Genomic DNA, 17,901 nt, shown 5'->3' on the forward strand with positions numbered 1-17,901 from the left:
CCCCAGGTGCATTCCGATGAGCATCACTCCACTTCGCAACCCCTCCCGGGCAGCCGCGGGCTCGCCCGTCCGCCCCGGCAGCCCGGGCTTCTCCGCGCTGCTCGAACGTCTCGGCGAGGAATTCGCCGGGCGTGCCGCCGACTACGACCGCAGCGGCGAGTTTCCCCAGGAAAACTTCCGCCGCCTGCATCAGGAAGGCCTGCTGGCCCTGACCATTCCCCTGTCCCAGGGCGGTCTGGGCGGCGGACTGGCCGAGGCCGTCGAGGCCATCGGCGCGGTGGCCAAGGGCGATCCCTCCACCGCGCTGATCCTGGCGATGCAGTACCTCCACCACAACCGCCTGCAGGACAACCCGCAGTGGCCGGAAGCGCTGCGCCAGCGGGTGGTCCGCGAGGCCGTCGAGGACGGTGCGCTGATCAACGCGCTGCGCGTCGAGCCGGCGCTCGGCTCGCCCTCGCGCGGCGGCCTGCCGGCCACCGTCGCCCGGCGCACGCCCGAGGGCTGGCGGATCAGCGGCAGCAAGCTCTACTCCACCGGCAGCCACGGGCTGACCTGGTGCAACGTGTTCGCCCGCAGCGACGACCCCGACCCGCTGGTCGGCGTCTGGCTGGTGCGCAAGGACAGCCCCGGCATCCGCATCGTCGAGGACTGGGACCACCTGGGCATGCGCGCCACCTGCAGCCACCGCATCGACTTCGACGAGGTGCTGGTGCCGCTGGAGCAGGCGATCAACGTGGCGCCGGCCAGCCACCGGAGCACCGATACCGAACTCGACGCCGAGGGCCTGTTGTGGATGGGCGCCCTGCTCGGCGCCCTCTACGACGGCGTCGCCCGTGCCGCCCGCGACTGGCTGGTCGACTGGCTGAAGCAGCGCACGCCGAGCGCGCTCGGCGCGCCGCTCGCCAGCCTGCCGCGCCTGCAGCAGCTGGTCGGCGAGATCGACAGCCTGCTCTTGGTCAACCGCAGCCTGCTGGAGGCCGCCGCCGGCCGGCGCCTGCCGGAAGGCGCCAGCGGCCAGCTCAAGCACCTGGTCACCGACAACGCCATCCGCGCGGTGGAACTGGCCCTGCAGGCCACCGGCAACCACGGCCTGAGCCGGAACAACCCGCTGGAGCGGCACTACCGCGACGTGCTGTGCGGACGCATCCACACGCCGCAGAGCGACGTCGTGCTGGTCAAGGCCGGCCAGGCCGCGCTGGGCCTCTAGCACATCCACTGCCCCGAACCCATTACCCGACTCTCACGGAAGCGATTCGCATGACCTTCAACTCCAGCCTCTCCCGCCGTCGCCTGCTCGGTCTGGCCGGCACCGCCGCCGCGGCGGCCGCCGTCGGCCGCTTCGCCTGGGCCGCCGATCCGCATGCCCACGCCGGCCACGCCGCGCCGGCGCAAAGCTTCGCACTCGACGCCAAGGGCTGGGCGCTGCCGGCGCCGCGCAAGCTCAAGCTGGCGACCAACCTCAACGCCATCTGCCTGGCCCCGGTCGCGGTGGCCGACAGCCAGGGCTTCTTCCGCAACCACAACCTGGAAGTCGAGTTCGTCAACTTCGGCCACTCCACCGAGGTGCTGCTCGAATCCCTGGCCACCGGCAAGGCCGACGCCGCCACCGGCATGGCGCTGCGCTGGCTGAAGGCGCTGGAACAGGGCTTCGACGTCAAGCTGACCGCCGGCACCCACGGCGGCTGCCTGCGCCTGATCGCCCAGGAGAACGGCCCGCGCCGCTTCGAGGACCTCAAGGGCAAGACCATCGGCGTCACCGACATGGCCAGCCCGGACAAGAACTTCTTCTCGCTGATGCTCAAGCGCCACGGCGTCGACCCGGTCCGCGACGTGAACTGGCGGACCTACCCGGTCGACCTGCTCGGCACCGCCCTGGAGAAGGGCGAGATCCAGGCGGCCAGCGGCTCCGACCCGATGATGTACCGCCTGCGCAACCAGCCGGGCAAGCGCGAGCTGTCCAACAACCTGGTCGAGGAATACGCCAAGCTGAGCTGCTGCGTGGTCGGCGTCGGCGGCAACCTGGTGCGCAAGGAAAAGCCGGTCGCCGCCGCCGTCACCCACGCCATCCTGCAGGCCCACGCCTGGGCGGCGCAGCACCCGGAAACCGTCGCCCAGGACTTCCTCAAGTTCGCGGTCAACACCAGCTCCGAGGAGATCCACGCCATCCTCAACGAGCACACCCACGCCCACTACTCGGTGGGCAAGGCCTTCGTCGACGAGATCGCCGTCTACGCCCGCGATCTGAAGGCCGTGGAAGTGCTGCGCGCCAGCACCGAGCCCCGGAAATTCGCGGAGAGCATCCATGCCGACGTATTCAGCTGAATTGCCGCGCCGGGCCGCCGCCCGGCCCTTCACCGTGTGGAAGACCGGCCTGCTGGCGGCCGCCGGCTGGCTGGCCTTCGCCCTATACAGCGGCGAGGCGCCCAACGCCATCCGCGACTGGCCCTACACCCGCGAACTGGTCAACCTCTCGCTGCTCATCGCCGCCCTCCTGGCGTTGGTCGCCCTGCTCCCCGGCCCGACCACCCGGCTCGCCGAGCGCCTGCGTCCGGCCGGCCCCTGGCTGATCGCCCTGCCGCTGCTGCTCGGCTTCTGGCAGCTGGCGACCGCCAAGCTGGCGCTGCTGCCGGTGCCCTTCTTCGCCCCGCCGCAGGCGCTGCTGGAGGTCTACGCCGAGGACTGGCCGCGCCTCGCCGAGAGCCTGCTGCACTCCTTCTGGCTGCTCGCCAACGGCGTGCTGCTCGGCTCGCTGTGCGGCTTCGTCGCCGGGGTGTCGATCGGCTGGTCGCAGCGCATCGGCTACTGGCTGCACCCGGTGCTGCGCATCCTCGGCCCGGTGCCGTCCACCGCGCTGCTGCCGATCTGCTTCTTCATCTTCCCCAGCAGCTGGGGCGCCAGCGTGTTCCTGATCGCCCTGGCCACCTGGTTCCCGGTCACCGTGCTGACCTGGTCGGGGGTCGCCAGCGTCGACCGCGCCTACTACGACGTGGCCCGCACCCTGGGCGCCAGCGAGCGCTTCCTGATCTTCCGCGTGGCGATCCCGGCGGCCCTGCCGCACATCTTCGTCGGCCTGTTCATGGGTCTGGGCGCATCCTTCTCGGTGCTGGTGGTGGCCGAGATGATGGGCGTCAAGGCCGGCCTCGGCTGGTATCTGCAATGGGCCCAGGGCTGGGCGGCCTACGCCAACATGTACGCCGCGCTGCTGGTGATGGCGCTGCTCTGCTCGGGGCTGATCACCGCGCTGTTCCTGGTCCGCGACCGCGTCCTGTCCTGGCAGAAAGGAGCCGTGAAATGGTGAGTGCCAGCCTGAAGACCGCAGCCCCGGCACGGGGCCTGCACCTGGAAGTGAAGAACCTCAGCCATGCCTTCGACCTGGGCAAGACCAGCCTGCCGGTGCTCAACCAGGTCGACCTGAGCCTGCAGCCGGGCGAGAGCGTCGCCCTGCTCGGCCCCTCGGGCTGCGGCAAGTCGACCCTGCTGCGCCTGGTCGCCGGGCTGGAGGCGCCGCTGTCCGGGCAGATCCTGGTCGACGGCCAGCCGGTCGGCGCGCCCGATCCATCGCGCATCCTGGTGTTCCAGGACCCGACCCTCTACCCCTGGCGCACCGTGTGGGACAACGTCGCCCTCGGCCTGCAGGCCCGCGGCCTGATCAGGGACCAGCGCGAACGGGTCGACGCGGTGCTGGCCAAGGTCGGCCTGAGCGAATTCCGCGACGCCTATCCGCGCCAGCTGTCCGGCGGCATGGCCCAGCGCGCCGCGCTGGCCCGCGCGCTGGTCAACGAACCGCGCCTGCTGCTGCTCGACGAGCCCTTGGGCAAGCTCGACTCGCTGACCCGCATCGCCATGCAGGGCGAGCTGATCCGCCTGTGGCAGCAGCAGCGCTACAGCTCGCTGCTGGTCACCCACGACGTGGAGGAAGCCCTGCTGCTCTGCGACCGGGTGCTGGTGTTCAGCAACCGGCCGGCGCGCATCCTCGCCGAGCTGAAGGTCGACCGCCTCTACCCGCGCCACCGCGACGACCCGCACCTGGTCGAGCTGCGCCAGCAGGCGCTGGAGCTGCTCGGGCTGGGCAGCAGTTGGTGAGGAGCAAAGAGGACGGCCCGCATGGCTGCGGGCCGGACGACGCTGCGCTGCGGGCAGGGCGAACCCCTTGCTCAACCGGGGAAGAAGGGGAAGAAGATCAGCAGCAGAGGAATCGAAACCGCTCCGGCAACCAGTGGCGCGAGTTCGGTTTGGCCGGTGATTGCCGCAGCCAGGCCAGCCAGGCCGATATCGCGGCGTTTCAATAGATCGTCGAGGCGATGCCGGTGCCCGTTCGGCAACGGCTCGGACAGGGCTTCGTAGATGCGCCGGTTGGCGCAGGTGATGGCCTCGGCACTGGCGCGTTCGAGTTTCTTGAAACACCATTCTCGATAACCTAGCATCTTAACGAGTTTCGATAACGGAAAGATGCCCATGCGCCCCTCGCTCGTGCTTGAGCTCAAGCGAAGTGCCATCCGCGAAGCGGCGAGCCGCTTCCGGGTGGCCAACCCGCGCGTCTTCGGTTCGGTGCTGCATGGCACCGACCGGGACGGCAGCGACCTCGACCTGCTGGTCGATGCGCTGCCCGGCGCGACGCTGTTCGACCTGGGCGGCCTGCAAGACGAGCTGGAATCGCTGCTCGGCGTCCACGTCGATCTGCTCACTCCCGCCGACCTGCCAGCGAAGTTCCGGGCCAAGGTACTCGCGGAGGCTCGGCCGGTATGAGCGAGAACCGTCTGCCTGACTACCTTGAACACATGCAGCAGGCCGCAACCGATGCGTGCAGTTTCGTGGAGGGCTTGGCCAAGGAGGAGTTCCTCGAGGACAAGCGCACCCAGCAGGCTGTCATCATGAGCCTCATCATCATCGGCGAAGCCGCGACAAAGGTGATGGACGGCTACGCCGAGTTTGTGCAGGCCCACTCCGAAGTGCCATGGCGCAACATGCGTGGCATGCGCAACCGCATCGCCCACGGCTATTTCGACATCAACCTCGATGTGGTGTGGGAGACGGTGCAGACGGCGCTGCCGGAGTTGCTGAAACGACTGCCAGCCGTGCGTCAGGATGCCGGCGGTGAAGACCGCAACGACTATGGGATGGAACCATGATCGGCTGGCGGATCGTCAATCAGGTGCACACCATCGAGGCATGGGGTCAGTCATGACAACGCGCCTGATCTACACCGCCAAACAGAGGGTACGCACCATAAAGCGCGACGTGCACGCGGTATGGCTTGCTGCCCGCGATTCCCGCACGCCTTGGCTCGCCAAGGTACTCGCGTTGGCGGTTGCCGCCTACGCCGTCTCGCCCATCGACTTGATTCCTGACTTCATCCCGGTCCTTGGCTACCTCGACGATCTTGTCATCGTGCCGCTCGGCATCCTTCTGGTCGTTCGCCTTATCCCGCCCGAGCTGATGGCCGAGCATCGAGAAGCCGCAGCCAAGGCGACCGAGCGCCCCGTCAGCCGTTTCGCTGCGGGCCTCATCATTGCTCTCTGGATTGCCTGCGCCGTCCTTCTGGCGAGAGCGTTCCTATGAACCGTCGCCGTCGCGAAACTCAAACGCATCACGAACCGGCGGTAGACAAACCATGTTGATCGGCTATGCGCGCGTTTCGACGCAGGATCAGAACCTTGAGTTACAACGGGAAACCTTGACCAAGGCCGGGTGCCAGAAGGTCTTTGAGGACAAGGTGAGCGGCACGCGAGCCGACCGCCCCGGCTTGGCCAAGGCGCTGGAAATGCTCCGCGAAGGCGACACCCTTGTGGTCTGGAAGCTGGATCGCTTGGGACGTGGCGTCAAGCAACTGGTCGATCTGGTCGGGGAGCTGCACAAGCAAGGCGTCCAGTTCAAGAGCCTGACCGACGCCATCGACACCGGCACGCCATCTGGCCGGTTCTTCTTCCACGTCATGGCCAGCCTCGCCGAAATGGAGCGCGAGCTGATCGTCGAGCGCACCCGCGCTGGGTTGGATGTAGCGCGGCAGCTTGGCCGCAAGGGCGGTCGCAAGCCCAAGATGACCGACAGCAAAATCGAGTCGGCGAAGAAGCTGCTGGCCAGCGGTGTTCCGCCCAAGGACGTGGCCAAGAACCTCGGCGTGTCTGTTCCTACGCTGTACCGCTGGGTGCCAGCCTCTGCGCACGCTTAGCGTGCTTTATTTTCCGTTCTGAGACGCCCCCTATGTGGTGCGCGAGAATACCGAGGGCGAGTATTCGAGCATCGGCGGCAAGATGTTCGCCGGCGCCGAGTGCCATCTGACCTCGGCGACCAAATCCAACGGCATCGCCATCACCCTGCCCTACCGGGACGAACGGGTCGCCGAGATGGGCCGGCAGTATCCGGACGTGAAGGTCGTAAACCGATCTGGATCGTGGCGCGTTCGGCAACGCTGAGTTCGTGATAAGGCATGGCAACACCCTACCGAAACGGTCAGGTGTTGCACCCAGCGCTTGCCACCGCAGGGAAATCAGAACAGCGACAGGCTATAGCTGAGGATCAGGCGGTTCTCGTCCTGGTCGCGGGTGTCGTTGCCGCGCAGCGCGGCGTTGCGCCAGGACAGCCCGACGCCCTTGAACAGGCCGTCCTGCACCGTGTAGTCGAGGCGGACGTTGCGCTCCCACTCTTTATTGTCGCTGCCGGCGGCGTCGATGTCGTCGCCGCTGACGTAGGACAGGCTGGCCTTCAGCCCCGGCACGCCGATTTTGGCGAAGTCGTAGGCGTACCGGGCCACCCAGGCATTCTCGCCGGCGCTGGCGAACTTGCCGATCTGCGAGTCGGTGATCAGGTACAGGGTACGGCCCTGGCCCTGGAAGATGTGCGGGAAGTCGCTGTTGCCGGTGACCTTCTGGTAGCCGGCGCCCAGCTCGTGGCCGGCCAGGCTGTAGGTGAACAGCGCGCTCCACAGGTTGTTGTCGACCTCGCCGCTGCTGCCGTTGGCGCCGCTGCTGACGTAGCCCTCGGCGCGTCCGGAGGCGCTCTCGTTCTTGCCGTCGGAGTCGCTGGCGAAGTAGCGCAGGTCGGTCTTCAGCGCGCCGACCGGCAGTTGCCAGGTGTGCAGCAGACCGAAGAAGTGCTGTTTGTAGAAGTCGCGCAGGTTGCCGTAGTAGTACTGCAGCGTCAGGTCCCTGGTGGCCTTGTAGTCGGCGCCGGCGAAGTAGAACTCGTTGCTGAACCGGGCCTTGCTGCCGCTGTTGGCGCCGGAGATCGACAGGCCGTGGCTGTCGCTGGAGTTGCGCTCGGTGGAGTGCTCGATCTTGCCGGCGGTCAGGCTCAGGTCCTCGATCTCGTTGGAGGTGATCTGCGCGCCGTGGAACAACTGCGGCAGCAGGCGGCCGTCGTTGTAGGTCAAGACCGGCATCTTCGGCAGCAGGGTGCCGAGGCGCGCCTCGGTCTTGGAGAGACGCAGTTTGCCGGTCACGCCGACCCGGCCGAAGTCGGTCTTGGCCTTGCCGTTGCTCTCCAGCGGGAACATGGTGCCGGGGGTGCGCTCGATGTCCGCCTTGCCGGCGCGGCCGCCGCCGTCCAGACGGATGGCGTGCATGGCCAGCACGTCGAGGCCGAAACCGACCGGGCCTTCGGTGAAGCCGGACTTGAAGTCGAGGAAGAAGCCCTGGCCCCACTCCTCCGAGCGCGGCGCTTCCTGGTTGCGGACATCCTGGTTGATGTAGAAGTTCTTGAAGCTCAGCGTGGCCTTGCTGTCCTCGATGAAACCGGCCGCACTGGCCTGGCCGACGGGCAAAAGGCCCAGGCAGGAAAGCGTCAAACCGCCGCGCAGGCGTTTGTTCATGGAAAAGCCCCTTCTTGTTGTTGTGTGGGTGTGTCGTGAAGCGCGAGGGAACGCGGAAGGCGCCCGCCTCCCATGGCCGGCGGCGCGCCGGGCGGGAGGGCGCGCGCAGGCATTCGAGCGGCATCCCTGCCGCGGCGGGCGTCGGCCGGTTACTTGATGAAGCGGACCTGGCTGCAGATCTTCTCGATCACCGGGCCCTTCTTGTCGTTGAAGCGGGCCTTGTTCTGCTCGAACAGGTTGTTGCCCTTGGTATCGATGGAGATGATCAAGGGGCCGAACTCGCGGACCCGGTTGACCCACAGGGTTTCCGGCATGCCGAGATCCTGCCACTCGGCGCGCTCGATCTCCTCCACCTTGGTCGCGGCGAGCACCGCGCAGCCGCCGGGGAAGACCGCGTGGACCGCCTTGTTCTCCAGGCAGCCGGCGGTGGTTTCCGGGCCCATGCCGCCCTTGCCGACGATCAGCTTGACGCCGGTCTCCTCGATGAACTGCTTCTCGAACTTTTCCATGCGCATGCTGGTGGTCGGGCCGATGGAGACCATCTCGAAGCTGCCGTCGTCCTTCTTGCGGACGATCGGGCCGGCGTGGAAGATCGCCCCGCCGCGCAGATCGACCGGCAATTCCCGCTTCAGCTCGATCAGCCGGCGGTGCGCCACGTCGCGGCAGGTCACCAGCTGGCCGGTCAGGTAGACCACGTCGCCGACGTTCAGGCCCGCGAGATCTTCGTCCTTGATCGGGGTGGTGAGGATCTTTTTCACAGTACTACTCCTTCATGGGACAGGATGTCGTAGGACAGGTCGGCGTTGATGCGGATCTTGCCGCGACGGTGGGCCCAGCAGCCGGTGGAGACGGCCACGCCGATGGTGGAAGGGTGGCGCGCCGAGGACTCGATGTTGACGCCCATCACGCTGCTGTTGCCGGTCAGCCCCTGCGGACCGATACCGATCTCGTTGAGCCCCTCCTCGAGGAGCTTTTCCATCTTCGCCGCGTTCTCGTTGGGGTGGCAGGAGTCCACCGGACGCAGGATCGCCCGCTTGGACAGACGCGCCGCGGTTTCCACCGAGGTCGACACGCCGACCCCGACCAGCAGCGGCGGACAGGCGTTCACGCCACGCGAGGTGATCACGTCGAAGACGAACTCGGTGACGCCTTCGTAGCCCTGCCCCGGCATCAGCACCTTGGCCGAACCGGGCAGCGTGCAGCCGCCGCCGGCCATGTAGACGTCGATCAGCGCGTAGTCGGCGTCGGGGATGATTTCCCAGTCCAGCCACGGGATCTTCGAGCCGGTGTTGGTGCCGGTGTTCTTCTCGTCGAAGGTTTCCACGGCGTTGTGGCGCAGCGGGCCCTTCCTGGTCGCCTCCAGGGTGGCGTTCTGCAGGATGTCTTCCAGCTCGCCCAGGAGCGGGAACCTGGCGCCGGCAGAGATGAAGTACTGAATCACTCCGGTGTCCTGGCAGCTGGGTCGGTCCAGCTTGTCCGCGGCGTCCTGGTTCTCGGCCATCGAGTCGTAGATGGCGATGGCCAGCGGATTGGTTTCCGCGGCGCGCAACTTTTCCATCTTGCTCTTGACGTCGGTCGGCAGGCGCTTGCCGATATAGGCAGTGAACTTGGCCATGACATCGGTGAGCGACTGTACGGCTAATTCTTTATCCACGTTGTTTATCCTCAGCAGGTCGATGCATATCCAACTTCCGAAGCCGTTCTTAATTGGCCCGGAAAGTTCGGCGCGTTACATCAGGTGAACTTGACTTGAACTTCCGGCTCTTCCGCCTTTACCGGCCGAAGTGCTTGCGAGTTGTCCGCCCGCCCCTCGAGCACCAGGTCCATCCGCTCCTTGTCGAGCGCCCCCACCCACTTGGCGATGGCCATGGTGCCGACCGCGTTGCCGATGGTGTTGGTGATCGAGCGCGCCTCGGACATGAAGCGGTCGACGCCGAGCAGCAGCACCATGCCGGCGACCGGAATGTTGCCCAGCGAGGCCAGGGTGGCGGCCAGGGTGATGAAACCCGAGCCGGTGACGCCGGCCGAGCCCTTCGAGGTCAGCAGCAGGACGCCGAGCACGATCAGCTGATCGGTCAGCGTCAGCGGCGTGTTGGTCGCCTGGGCGATGAAGATCGCCGCCATGGTGTAGTAGATGCACTGGCCATCGGGGTTGAAGGTCAGTCCGGAGGGGATCACCAGCCCCACCACCGGCTTGGAGACGCCGACGTTCTCCAGCTTGGTCATCAACTGCGGCACCACCGACTCCGAGGAACTGGTACCCAGCACGGTGAACAGCTCGTCCTTGAGGTACTTGAGGAACTTCCACAGGCTGAAGCCGGACAGCCGGGCGATGCTGCCGAGGACGATCACCACGAACAGGAAGCAGGTCAGGTACATGGTGCCCATCAGCTTGCCGAGCGAGACGATCGAGCCGAGGCCGTACTTGCCGACCGTGAAGGCCATCGCCCCGCAGGCGGCGAGCGGCGCCACGCGCATGATCATGCCGACGATGTGGAACATGCCGTGGGAAAACGCCTCCAGCACGTCGACCACCGGCCTGGCACGCGGCCCCATGTGCGACAGCGCGATGCCGAACAGGGTCGAGAACAGCAGGATCGGCAGGATCTCGTTCTTGGCGAAGGCGTCGACGATGCTGGAGGGAATGATGTGCAGCAGGAAGTCGGTGAAGCTGCCCGAGCCGTTCGCCGCGGCAGCCGTGTAGGTGGCGATGCTCTTGGTGTCGAGCGTGGCCGGATCGATGTTCATGCCCTGGCCGGGCTGGACGAGGTTAACGACCACCAGGCCCAGGACCAGCGCGAAGGTCGACAGGACCTCGAAGTAGATCAGCGCGCGCGCGCCGACCCGTCCGAGTTCCTTCATGTTCTCCATCTTGGCGATGCCGAGCACCACGGTGGCGAAGATGATGGGCGCGAAGACCATCTTGATCAGTTTGATGAAGGCGTCGCCGAGCGGCTTCAGGTCGGCAGCGAAGTGCGGCGAATAAATACCGAGCAATATCCCGATAGTTACGCCGATCAAGACCTGAACATATAGTTTGCCTATAAGTCGCTTGATCATTTCTCCTCCGAATTATTCTTGTGAGGCGGTTTTTTATGGCGACCGGAACCGTTCTTATCGTCCTTGGCGAGAGTCGGTTTGAACGGCCGATGAATTGCCTCGAGTTCGAGCGAGGCAATGGGCAGAGAAAGGGTACTGATTTTTTAAAGTGATATAATCCAATGAAAGTTAATTCATTGTTTTCTACAGGTTAATGATGAACCAGGTATCGGAACTGGCTTTTTTCATCCAGCTGATCAGGTCGGGCAGCCTCGCGGCCACCGCGCGCGAGCTGAACCTGACGCCGCCGGCGGTTTCGAAGCGGCTGGCGCACCTGGAGCAGCGGCTCGGCGTGCGTCTGCTCAACAGGACCACGCGCAGCATCAGCCTCACCGGCGAAGGCGAGCTCTATCTGCTCAACGCCCAGCGGATTCTCGGCGAGATCGAGGAAATGGAGCGCCAGGTGTCGAGCAGCCGGGCCGCCCCCAAGGGCCTGCTGCGCGTCAATGCCCCGCTCGGCTTCGGCCGCGCCTACGTCGGCCCGGCGATCTCCTCGTTCGTCAAGCGCTACCCGGACGTGGAGGTGCAGCTGCAGCTGACGGATCGCCCGATCAACCTGCCGAACGATGCGATCGACGTCGCCATCCGCTTCGGCGAGCTGCCCGACTCGCGCCTGATTGCCCGCAAGATCGCCGCGAACCGCCGCCTGCTGTGCGCCTCCCCCGTCTATCTGCAGGCCTGCGGCCGCCCGGAAACCCCCAAGGACCTGATGCGCCACAACTGCATCGTGCTGCGCCAGAACGATGCGGCCTTCGGCGTCTGGCGGCTGAGCCGCGGCAAGCAGAGCGAATCGATCAAGGTGCGCGGCAGCCTCAGCACCAACGAAGGGGAAGTCGCGCTGAACTGGGCGCTGGAGGGCCACGGCATCCTCATGCGCGCCGAGTGGGACCTCGCCAAGTACCTGCGCAGCGGGCGGCTGGAGGAAGTGCTGGCGGACTACGAAACCCCGCCGGCGGACATCTACGCCGTCTATCTCGAACGCCTCAACCTGTCCGCCAAGGTGTCCTTCTTCGTCGATCACCTGCGCGAGGTCTTCCAGCGCGGCGTCGACGGGCAGAGCGACAGTCGCGCGCCCTGGCAGTGAGCGGCGGCCCGCCCGGCCTCAGACGTCCGGGAAGCGCTCGGCCAGTGCCGCGGCGAGGCTGACCGCCATCGAGAAGGTGCAGGCCCAGGGACTGCAGCAGGCGCCGCTGACCCGCGACCTCGGCGGCACGGGCAGCACCAAGGCGCTCGGCAAGGCCATCGCCGTGGCGCTGAGCGAGGAGCGGACGTCTGCCCCGGCGACAGCCGTCCCGCGATCTGTCACCTTGGCAATCGGCAGACCGGGCGCCGGGAACCAGGCCCGGCGCCTGCGCGCATTCCAATACTCCAGGACAAGAACAGAAGGTTCGCCATGAAGATCGTCATCGCTCCCGATTCGTTCAAGGAAAGCCTGTCGGCCGCCGAAGTGGCTGCGGCCATCGCCGCCGGGCTCGGCGAGGTCTGGCCGCAGGCCGAGCTGCTCTGCCGGCCGATGGCCGACGGCGGCGAGGGCACGGTGGAGGCGGTGATCGCCGCGGTCGGCGGCGAGCGGCGCGAAACCCTGGTGCGCGGCCCGCTCGGCGAGCCGGTGACGGCGCACTGGGGCTGGATCGCCGAGAGCCGCAGCGCGGTGATCGAGATGGCCGCGGCCAGCGGCTTGCACTTGGTGCCGGCAAACCGCCGCGATGCCCTGCGCAGCTGTACCTACGGCACCGGCGAGCTGATTCTCGCGGCGCTGGAGGCCGGCGCCGGGCGGATCGTCCTGGGCTTCGGCGGCAGCGCCACCAACGACGCCGGCAGCGGCATGCTGCGTGCCCTCGGCGCGCGCTTCGAGGATGCCGAGGGTTGCCCGCTGCCGCCCGGCGGCGCGGCGCTGGCGCAGCTGCAGCGGATCGACCTGACGGGCCTCGATGCGCGCCTGGCGCAGGTGGATTTCGAGGTCGCCTGCGACGTCGACAACCCGCTGTGCGGGCCGCGCGGCGCCTCTCATGTGTTCGGTCCGCAAAAGGGCGCGACGCCGGAGCAGGTGCGCCAGCTCGACGCCGCCCTCGCCCGCTTCGCCGATGTCTGCGCGGCGACCCTGGGCCGCGATGCGCGGGAGGCCCCGGCAGCGGTGCGGCCGGCGGCATCGGCTTCGCGGCGCGGACCTTCCTCGGCGCGGCCTTCCGTCCGGGCATCGAGCTGGTCGCCGAGGTCGGCGGCCTGGAGCAGGCCGTAATCGGCGCCGACCTGGTGATCACCGGCGAGGGCCGGCTCGACGAGCAGACCCTGCACGGCAAGACGCCGATGGGCGTGGCGGGCATCGCCAAGCGCCACGGCGTGCCGGTCGTCGCCCTGGCCGGCACGCTCGGCGAGGGCTACGAGCGCCTCTACGGCCACGGTATCGACGCCGCCTTCAGCCTGGCGCCGGGACCGATCAGCCTGGCCGCCGCCCTCGCCGACGCCCCGGTCCTGCTGCGCCGGCGCGCCGCCGACATCGCCCGGCTCTGGCGCCTGGCGCGCGGCTGAGGCCACGCCGGCCCCCGCAGATTCCGAAGACGTGTCCGGACGGATGACGGTACAGTTTCGAAGACGGCGGCCACCCCGGCCGCTCCGAGCAGCCTCGGCCCCGGTCGGTCGACGCCTTCGCGGGCCGGGACGCTCACCCCTTTTCGAAACGGGAGAAAAAAGCAAATGCCTGTAACGGCCGGAATTCTCAGCGTTCTTGCACTGGTGCTGGCGCTGGCCACCATCGCGGGCGTGGTCGCCCCGTCGCTATTGCGCAACCGCAAGACCGGCGCAGTTCCCAAGCGCCTGTCGGTGCTGGTCTGGGGCTGCATCGCCGTGCTGGTGACCATGATCCTCGCCGGCAGCCTCGTACCGCCGCCGGCGACGGCACCGGCTGGAGCCGGGACGAACGAGGCCGAGTCGGGAAGCGCGCCCCGCTGAGGGGGAACTCCGGCTCGGCTGGCGTCGTCGTCGCGGCAACGGTCGGGCCTGCACCCGCTCCAACTCGGACAGACCACACCCCAATCCCAACGGTGGATGCTGAAAACGACCTCATCCTGCCCGCCGATAAATTCACTTTTAGCATATTAGAATATGCAAAAAATGAATTTCCATCATTTAAACACGCTCTGTAGCCTTCTAAGCAACCAGCCGGACAAGATCCTTTTCTTATAAGAGACGAACAGGCCCTTGTCCCTTCCAACCCTCGCACAGGCAGGAGCCCGGCACATGAGTGTTCAGATTCTCGGCATGATCGGCCATCGACTTTCCTCGGAAACCATCGCCCCGGTGGGGCCGGTGTTCGACAAGAACTACATCCGCAACTTCGCCCAGGCGCACGAGAACGCCGGCTTCGACCGCATCCTGGTCGGCTACTGGTCCGATCAGCCCGACGGCTTCCTGGTCACCGCCCTGGCCGGCCTGTCCACCAGCCGCATCGGCCTCTTGCTCGCGCACCGTCCGGGCTTCGTCGCGCCGACCCTGGCCGCGCGCAAGCTGGCCACCCTCGATCAGCTGCTCGACGGCCGCCTGGCGCTGAACGTGATCAGCGGCGGCAGCGACACCGAGCAGCGCAAGGACGGCGACTTCCTCGGCCACGACCAGCGCTATGCGCGCACCGACGAGTTCCTCGAGGTGGTGCGCAAGACCTGGACTGCCGAGCAGCCGTTCGACCACCAGGGCGAGTTCTATCAGGTCGAGCAGGCCTTCTCGGCGGTCAAGAGCGAGCAGAAGCCGCACCTGCCGGTGTATTTCAGCGGCGCCTCGGAGGCGGCGATCCGCGTCGCCGGCAAGCACGCCGACGTCTACATGCTGTGGGGCGAATCCCTGCAGCAGACCCGCGAGCTGGTCGAGCGGGTGCGCGCCGAAGCCGCCAAACACGGCCGCCACATCGAGTTCAGCGTGTCCTTCCGGCCGATCGTCGCCGCCACCGAGGACGCCGCCTGGGCCAAGGCCGAGGTCATCCTGAGCCGTGCCCGCGCGCGCCACGAAGTGGCCCGCCCGGAGCTCTCCCTCAAGCCGGAAAGCATCGGCGCCCAGCGCCTGCGCGCCACCGTGGCCCAGGGCGAGCGGGTCGACAAGCGCCTGTGGACCGGCATCGCCGGGCTGGTCGGCGGCGGCCACAACTCCACCGCGCTGGTCGGCACCCCCGAGCAGGTCGCCGACGCCCTGATCGACTACTACGACCTGGGCATCCGCAACATCCTGATCCGCGGCTTCGACCCGCTCAACGACGCCGTCGACTACGGCCGCGAGCTGATCCCGCTGATCCGCGCCAAGGCGGCCGAACGCGACCTGCAAAACAGCGCCCGCCGCGCCTGAGCCCCCTTCCCGCCGCACCCTCCGGCGCGACCGCACCAGCGGAGCGCTCCACACCCTTTCGTGGAGACCGCTTCATGACCGACCCGCTGCTCGCCCCGGCGAGCCTCCCTCCCCAGCCCCAGCCCCAACCCCTGCCCGACCGCGAGACCGACCGATGAGCCGCCAGATCCACCTGGCCGGCTTCCTGCTCGCCGGCCCCGTCGTCCACAGCCATGCCGTCTGGCGCCACCCGGACACCCTCGGCGATTACCTCGACCCGGAGTACTACGCGCGCAGCGCCCGGGTGCTGGAGGAAGGCCTGTTCGACCTGCTGTTCTTCGCCGACCGCTTCGCCATCGGCGACCAGCTGGGCGGCTCCCGCGAGCTGGCGCTGCGCTACGGCGCCCAGGACGCCACCCGCCTCGACCCGCTGCCAATCCTCTCCTACTTAGTCGGCCAGACGCGCCGGCTCGGCCTCGGCGTCACCCGCTCCACCACCTACTACGAGCCGGCCCACGTGGCGCGCTCGCTGGCCACCCTCGACCACCTGTCGCGCGGACGCGCCGCCTGGAACATCGTCACCTCGATGAACGACAGCGAGGGCCGGCTGTTCGGCAAGGACCGCCATCTGGAGCACGACCTGCGCTACGACCGCGCCGACGAGTTCGTCGAGGTCGCTCTGAAGCTGTGGAGCAGCTGGGCGCCGGGCGCGCTCAAGCTCGACCGCGAACGGGGCATCCTCGCCGACCCGGCCGGAGTCCGCGACGTCGCCCACCAGGGCGAATGGTTCAAGGTCGAAGGCCCGCTGAACATCCCGCGCAGCCCGCAGGGCCGCCCGCTGCTGATCCAGGCCGGCTCCAGCGGCCGCGGCCGGCGTTTCGGCGCGCGCTGGGCCGAGGCGATCTTCAGCATCCATGGCAACCTGCCAGCCATGCGCGCCTTCCGCGACGACGTGCGCCGGCAGGTGATCGCCCAGGGCCGGGCGGCGGACCAGTGCAAGGTACTCACCGCGGTGATGCCCTTCATCGGCGGCAGCGAGGCCGAGGCGCGCGCCAAACGCGACCGCCACAACGCCCTGGCGCGTCCGGAGATCGGACTGGCGACCCTGGCTGCGCAGCTCAACTTCGATTTCTCCACCTTCCCCCTGGATACCCGCCTGGAAGCGATCGCCGCACAGCCCGGGACGCCGCCGGCGGTGGCCGAGAAGCTGCGCTCGCTGGGCGCCGCGCTGAGTCTCGGCGAACTCGCGCAAAGCTTCGCCAGCAGCGTGCGCGTGCCGCAGCTGGTCGGCACCGGCGTGCAGATCGCCGAGCAGTTGGCGGAGATCTTCAACGCCGGCGGCTGCGACGGCTTCGTGATCTCCCCCGGCTACCTGCCGGGCTCCTTCGCCGAATTCGCCGAGAGCGTGGTGCCGCACCTGCAGCGCCTGGGTCTCTACCGCCGCGCCTACGAGGGCGCGACCCTGCGCGAACACCTTGGCCTCGGCCCCCTGGAGGACTGAATGGGCACCCCATCCACTCCCGAAGACTGGCTGGCGCTGGCCCGCGAGATCGGCGAGGAATTCACCCGCGACATCGCCCGCCGCACCCGCACCCGCGAACGCCCCGACGCCCAGCTGCGGCGCCTCAAGGACAGCGGCCTGACCAACCTGGCGATCCCCCGCGAGCTGGGCGGCGCCGGCCAGCGCTGGTCGCTGATCGTCCGTACCATCCGCGAACTGGCCGCCGGCGACGGTTCGGTCGGCATGCTCTACGGCTACCACCAGCTCAACCTGGTCAACCTGCGCCGCGAGCCGCAGCCGCGCCGCGACCGGCTGCTGGCGGAGATCGCCGAACGCCGGCTGTGGCTGGCCGGGGTGGTCAACCCGCGCGACGACGATATCCTCGCCACCCCGGACGGCGAGGGTTTCCGCCTAGACGGCCGCAAGGGCTTCTGCAGCGGCGCGGCCTTCGCCGACCTGCTCAGCGTCAGCGCGCGGCATGCCCGCGACGGCCGGCGGCTGATGGCGCTGATCCCCGCCGACCGTCCCGGCCTGCACTACGCCGACGACTGGGACCACTTCGGCGTGGAGCGCAGCGACAGCGGCAGTTTCGTCTTGAGCGAGGTGCGCGCCGAGCCCGGCGAAGTCATCGCCAACGACCTGGAGGACGGCGACGACTTCTCCGCGGTGATCCGCACCCCGGTCAACCAGTCCGCCTTCACCCAGTTCTACCTCGGCAGCGCCCTCGGCGCGCTGCGTGCGGCGCGTGCCTACGTGCACCGCGAAGGCCGCGCCTGGCTGCACGCCGGGGTCGCCAAGGCCCATCAGGACCCGCTGCTGGTCAGCCAGTTCGGCGAGCTGTGGATCGCCTTGCAGGGCGCCATCGCCCTGGCCGACCGCGCCGCGCTCAAGGTCGACGAACTGCTCGCCGCGGACGAGGCCTTCACCGCCGAGCTGCGCGGCGAGGCCGCCGTCGAGGTGGCCGGCGCCAAGGTGCTCGCCGCGCGCACCGCGCTCGACGTCACCAGCCGGGTGTTCGAGGTGATGGGCGCGCGCGCCACCCACAACCGCTACGCCTTCGACCGCTTCTGGCGCGACACGCGCACCCACAGCCTGCACGACCCGCTCGCCCACAAGCTGCTGGAAGTCGGCGAATACGCCCTGAACGGCCAGTACCCGCCGGTGCGGGCCTACACCTGAGGAACGG

The 17,901-nt window shown here is 68.0% G+C and carries 18 protein-coding genes and 3 pseudogenes; 15 read left to right on the plus strand and 6 right to left on the minus strand.

Features of this window, described 5'->3' with window-relative positions:
- Positions 1-16: 16 nt before the first annotated feature.
- Genes Atro_RS04515 through Atro_RS04530 form a run of 4 tightly spaced genes read left to right on the plus strand, consistent with a single transcriptional unit; the run spans position 17 to position 4,083 of the window.
- Positions 17-1,207 carry an acyl-CoA dehydrogenase family protein gene (locus Atro_RS04515; RefSeq protein WP_497926619.1) on the plus strand — a complete coding sequence of 397 codons (1,191 nt, stop codon included), beginning with the start codon at positions 17-19 and terminating at the stop codon, positions 1,205-1,207.
- A 50-nt stretch (positions 1,208-1,257) separates the two neighbouring features.
- A complete protein-coding gene (locus Atro_RS04520; RefSeq protein ID WP_497926620.1) occupies positions 1,258-2,322 on the plus strand; it encodes an ABC transporter substrate-binding protein in 1,065 nt (354 codons plus the stop codon).
- On the plus strand, positions 2,303-3,298 hold the full coding sequence (locus Atro_RS04525) for an ABC transporter permease (RefSeq protein WP_497926621.1): 996 nt from the start codon (positions 2,303-2,305) through the stop codon (positions 3,296-3,298). The genes Atro_RS04520 and Atro_RS04525 overlap by 20 nt, the downstream gene beginning before the upstream one ends.
- Complete coding sequence (locus Atro_RS04530; RefSeq protein ID WP_497926622.1) at positions 3,292-4,083, plus strand: ABC transporter ATP-binding protein; 792 nt, start codon at positions 3,292-3,294, stop codon at positions 4,081-4,083. The genes Atro_RS04525 and Atro_RS04530 overlap by 7 nt, the downstream gene beginning before the upstream one ends.
- A gap of 127 nt (positions 4,084-4,210) precedes the next feature.
- Here the strand turns inward: Atro_RS04530 and Atro_RS04535 are convergent.
- Positions 4,211-4,391, minus strand: a pseudogene (locus Atro_RS04535) (hypothetical protein); the annotation flags it as partial.
- A gap of 64 nt (positions 4,392-4,455) precedes the next feature.
- On the opposite strand from Atro_RS04535, the gene Atro_RS04540 reads away from it, so the two are divergent.
- The 5 genes and pseudogenes from Atro_RS04540 to Atro_RS04560 form a co-directional block, all read left to right on the plus strand.
- Positions 4,456-4,746, plus strand: a complete 291-nt coding sequence (locus Atro_RS04540) for a nucleotidyltransferase family protein (protein ID WP_131341362.1) — start codon at positions 4,456-4,458, stop codon at positions 4,744-4,746.
- Positions 4,743-5,129, plus strand: coding sequence for a HepT-like ribonuclease domain-containing protein (locus tag Atro_RS04545; protein WP_497926623.1), 387 nt, complete (start codon positions 4,743-4,745; stop codon positions 5,127-5,129). The genes Atro_RS04540 and Atro_RS04545 overlap by 4 nt, the downstream gene beginning before the upstream one ends.
- 52 nt (positions 5,130-5,181) lie before the next feature.
- Positions 5,182-5,559 carry a YkvA family protein gene (locus Atro_RS04550; RefSeq protein ID WP_497926624.1) on the plus strand — a complete coding sequence of 126 codons (378 nt, stop codon included), beginning with the start codon at positions 5,182-5,184 and terminating at the stop codon, positions 5,557-5,559.
- A gap of 52 nt (positions 5,560-5,611) precedes the next feature.
- Complete coding sequence (locus Atro_RS04555; protein WP_497926625.1) at positions 5,612-6,169, plus strand: recombinase family protein; 558 nt, start codon at positions 5,612-5,614, stop codon at positions 6,167-6,169.
- A gap of 34 nt (positions 6,170-6,203) precedes the next feature.
- Positions 6,204-6,371 (plus strand): annotated as a pseudogene (locus Atro_RS04560) (tartrate dehydrogenase); the annotation flags it as partial.
- A gap of 116 nt (positions 6,372-6,487) precedes the next feature.
- Here Atro_RS04560 and Atro_RS04565 read toward each other — a convergent pair.
- The 4 genes from Atro_RS04565 to Atro_RS04580 all read right to left on the minus strand — a co-directional run bounded on the left by Atro_RS04565 (position 6,488) and on the right by Atro_RS04580 (position 10,867).
- The gene (locus Atro_RS04565; RefSeq protein ID WP_497926626.1) at positions 6,488-7,807 is read right to left on the minus strand and encodes an OprD family porin; all 1,320 of its coding nucleotides are present in this window, start codon (positions 7,805-7,807) and stop codon (positions 6,488-6,490) included.
- Positions 7,808-7,956: 149 nt separating this feature from the next.
- Complete coding sequence (ttdB, locus tag Atro_RS04570) at positions 7,957-8,565, minus strand: L(+)-tartrate dehydratase subunit beta (protein WP_497926627.1); 609 nt, start codon at positions 8,563-8,565, stop codon at positions 7,957-7,959.
- Positions 8,562-9,461: a L(+)-tartrate dehydratase subunit alpha gene (ttdA, locus tag Atro_RS04575; protein WP_497926628.1), complete on the minus strand. Its 900-nt coding sequence runs from the start codon at positions 9,459-9,461 to the stop codon at positions 8,562-8,564. Before ttdA ends, ttdB begins: the two co-directional genes overlap by 4 nt.
- An 80-nt stretch (positions 9,462-9,541) precedes the next feature.
- Complete coding sequence (locus Atro_RS04580; RefSeq protein ID WP_497926629.1) at positions 9,542-10,867, minus strand: dicarboxylate/amino acid:cation symporter; 1,326 nt, start codon at positions 10,865-10,867, stop codon at positions 9,542-9,544.
- A gap of 196 nt (positions 10,868-11,063) precedes the next feature.
- On the opposite strand from Atro_RS04580, the gene Atro_RS04585 reads away from it, so the two are divergent.
- Positions 11,064-11,990 (plus strand): LysR family transcriptional regulator, encoded by a 927-nt coding sequence (locus tag Atro_RS04585; RefSeq protein WP_497926630.1) that lies wholly within the window; start codon positions 11,064-11,066, stop codon positions 11,988-11,990.
- 18 nt (positions 11,991-12,008) lie between these two features.
- Here Atro_RS04585 and Atro_RS04590 read toward each other — a convergent pair whose 3' ends face one another.
- The gene (locus Atro_RS04590) at positions 12,009-12,212 is read right to left on the minus strand and encodes a hypothetical protein (RefSeq protein WP_497926631.1); all 204 of its coding nucleotides are present in this window, start codon (positions 12,210-12,212) and stop codon (positions 12,009-12,011) included.
- An 87-nt stretch (positions 12,213-12,299) separates the two neighbouring features.
- Here Atro_RS04590 and Atro_RS04595 point away from each other — a divergent pair.
- The 5 genes and pseudogenes from Atro_RS04595 (at position 12,300) to Atro_RS04615 (ending at position 17,894) form a co-directional block, all read left to right on the plus strand.
- Positions 12,300-13,435: pseudogene (locus Atro_RS04595) on the plus strand (glycerate kinase).
- A gap of 165 nt (positions 13,436-13,600) precedes the next feature.
- Positions 13,601-13,855 (plus strand): hypothetical protein, encoded by a 255-nt coding sequence (locus Atro_RS04600; RefSeq protein WP_497926632.1) that lies wholly within the window; start codon positions 13,601-13,603, stop codon positions 13,853-13,855.
- Between the two features lie 288 nt (positions 13,856-14,143).
- Positions 14,144-15,235, plus strand: a complete 1,092-nt coding sequence (locus tag Atro_RS04605) for an LLM class flavin-dependent oxidoreductase (RefSeq protein WP_497926633.1) — start codon at positions 14,144-14,146, stop codon at positions 15,233-15,235.
- Between the two features lie 154 nt (positions 15,236-15,389).
- Positions 15,390-16,715: an LLM class flavin-dependent oxidoreductase gene (locus Atro_RS04610; protein WP_497926634.1), complete on the plus strand. Its 1,326-nt coding sequence runs from the start codon at positions 15,390-15,392 to the stop codon at positions 16,713-16,715.
- On the plus strand, positions 16,716-17,894 hold the full coding sequence (locus Atro_RS04615; RefSeq protein ID WP_497926635.1) for an acyl-CoA dehydrogenase family protein: 1,179 nt from the start codon (positions 16,716-16,718) through the stop codon (positions 17,892-17,894).
- Positions 17,895-17,901: the final 7 nt, after the last annotated feature.

Source organism: Azotobacter tropicalis (assembly GCF_059739045.1).

Bases quoted from the DNA above. Each gene is read 5' to 3' on its own strand.
- Atro_RS04565 (WP_497926626.1), bottom strand. From the start codon at position 7,807: ATGAACAAACGCCTGCGCGGCGGTTTGACGCTTTCCTGCCTGGGCCTT.
- Atro_RS04585 (WP_497926630.1), top strand. From the start codon at position 11,064: ATGAACCAGGTATCGGAACTGGCTTTTTTCATCCAGCTGATCAGGTCG.
- Atro_RS04525 (WP_497926621.1), top strand. From the start codon at position 2,303: ATGCCGACGTATTCAGCTGAATTGCCGCGCCGGGCCGCCGCCCGGCCC.
- Atro_RS04540 (WP_131341362.1), top strand. From the start codon at position 4,456: ATGCGCCCCTCGCTCGTGCTTGAGCTCAAGCGAAGTGCCATCCGCGAA.
- Atro_RS04515 (WP_497926619.1), top strand. From the start codon at position 17: ATGAGCATCACTCCACTTCGCAACCCCTCCCGGGCAGCCGCGGGCTCG.
- Atro_RS04520 (WP_497926620.1), top strand. From the start codon at position 1,258: ATGACCTTCAACTCCAGCCTCTCCCGCCGTCGCCTGCTCGGTCTGGCC.
- Atro_RS04550 (WP_497926624.1), top strand. From the start codon at position 5,182: ATGACAACGCGCCTGATCTACACCGCCAAACAGAGGGTACGCACCATA.
- Atro_RS04615 (WP_497926635.1), top strand. From the start codon at position 16,716: ATGGGCACCCCATCCACTCCCGAAGACTGGCTGGCGCTGGCCCGCGAG.
- Atro_RS04600 (WP_497926632.1), top strand. From the start codon at position 13,601: ATGCCTGTAACGGCCGGAATTCTCAGCGTTCTTGCACTGGTGCTGGCG.
- Atro_RS04580 (WP_497926629.1), bottom strand. From the start codon at position 10,867: ATGATCAAGCGACTTATAGGCAAACTATATGTTCAGGTCTTGATCGGC.
- Atro_RS04610 (WP_497926634.1), top strand. From the start codon at position 15,390: ATGAGCCGCCAGATCCACCTGGCCGGCTTCCTGCTCGCCGGCCCCGTC.
- Atro_RS04530 (WP_497926622.1), top strand. From the start codon at position 3,292: ATGGTGAGTGCCAGCCTGAAGACCGCAGCCCCGGCACGGGGCCTGCAC.
- Atro_RS04605 (WP_497926633.1), top strand. From the start codon at position 14,144: ATGAGTGTTCAGATTCTCGGCATGATCGGCCATCGACTTTCCTCGGAA.
- Atro_RS04545 (WP_497926623.1), top strand. From the start codon at position 4,743: ATGAGCGAGAACCGTCTGCCTGACTACCTTGAACACATGCAGCAGGCC.
- Atro_RS04555 (WP_497926625.1), top strand. From the start codon at position 5,612: ATGTTGATCGGCTATGCGCGCGTTTCGACGCAGGATCAGAACCTTGAG.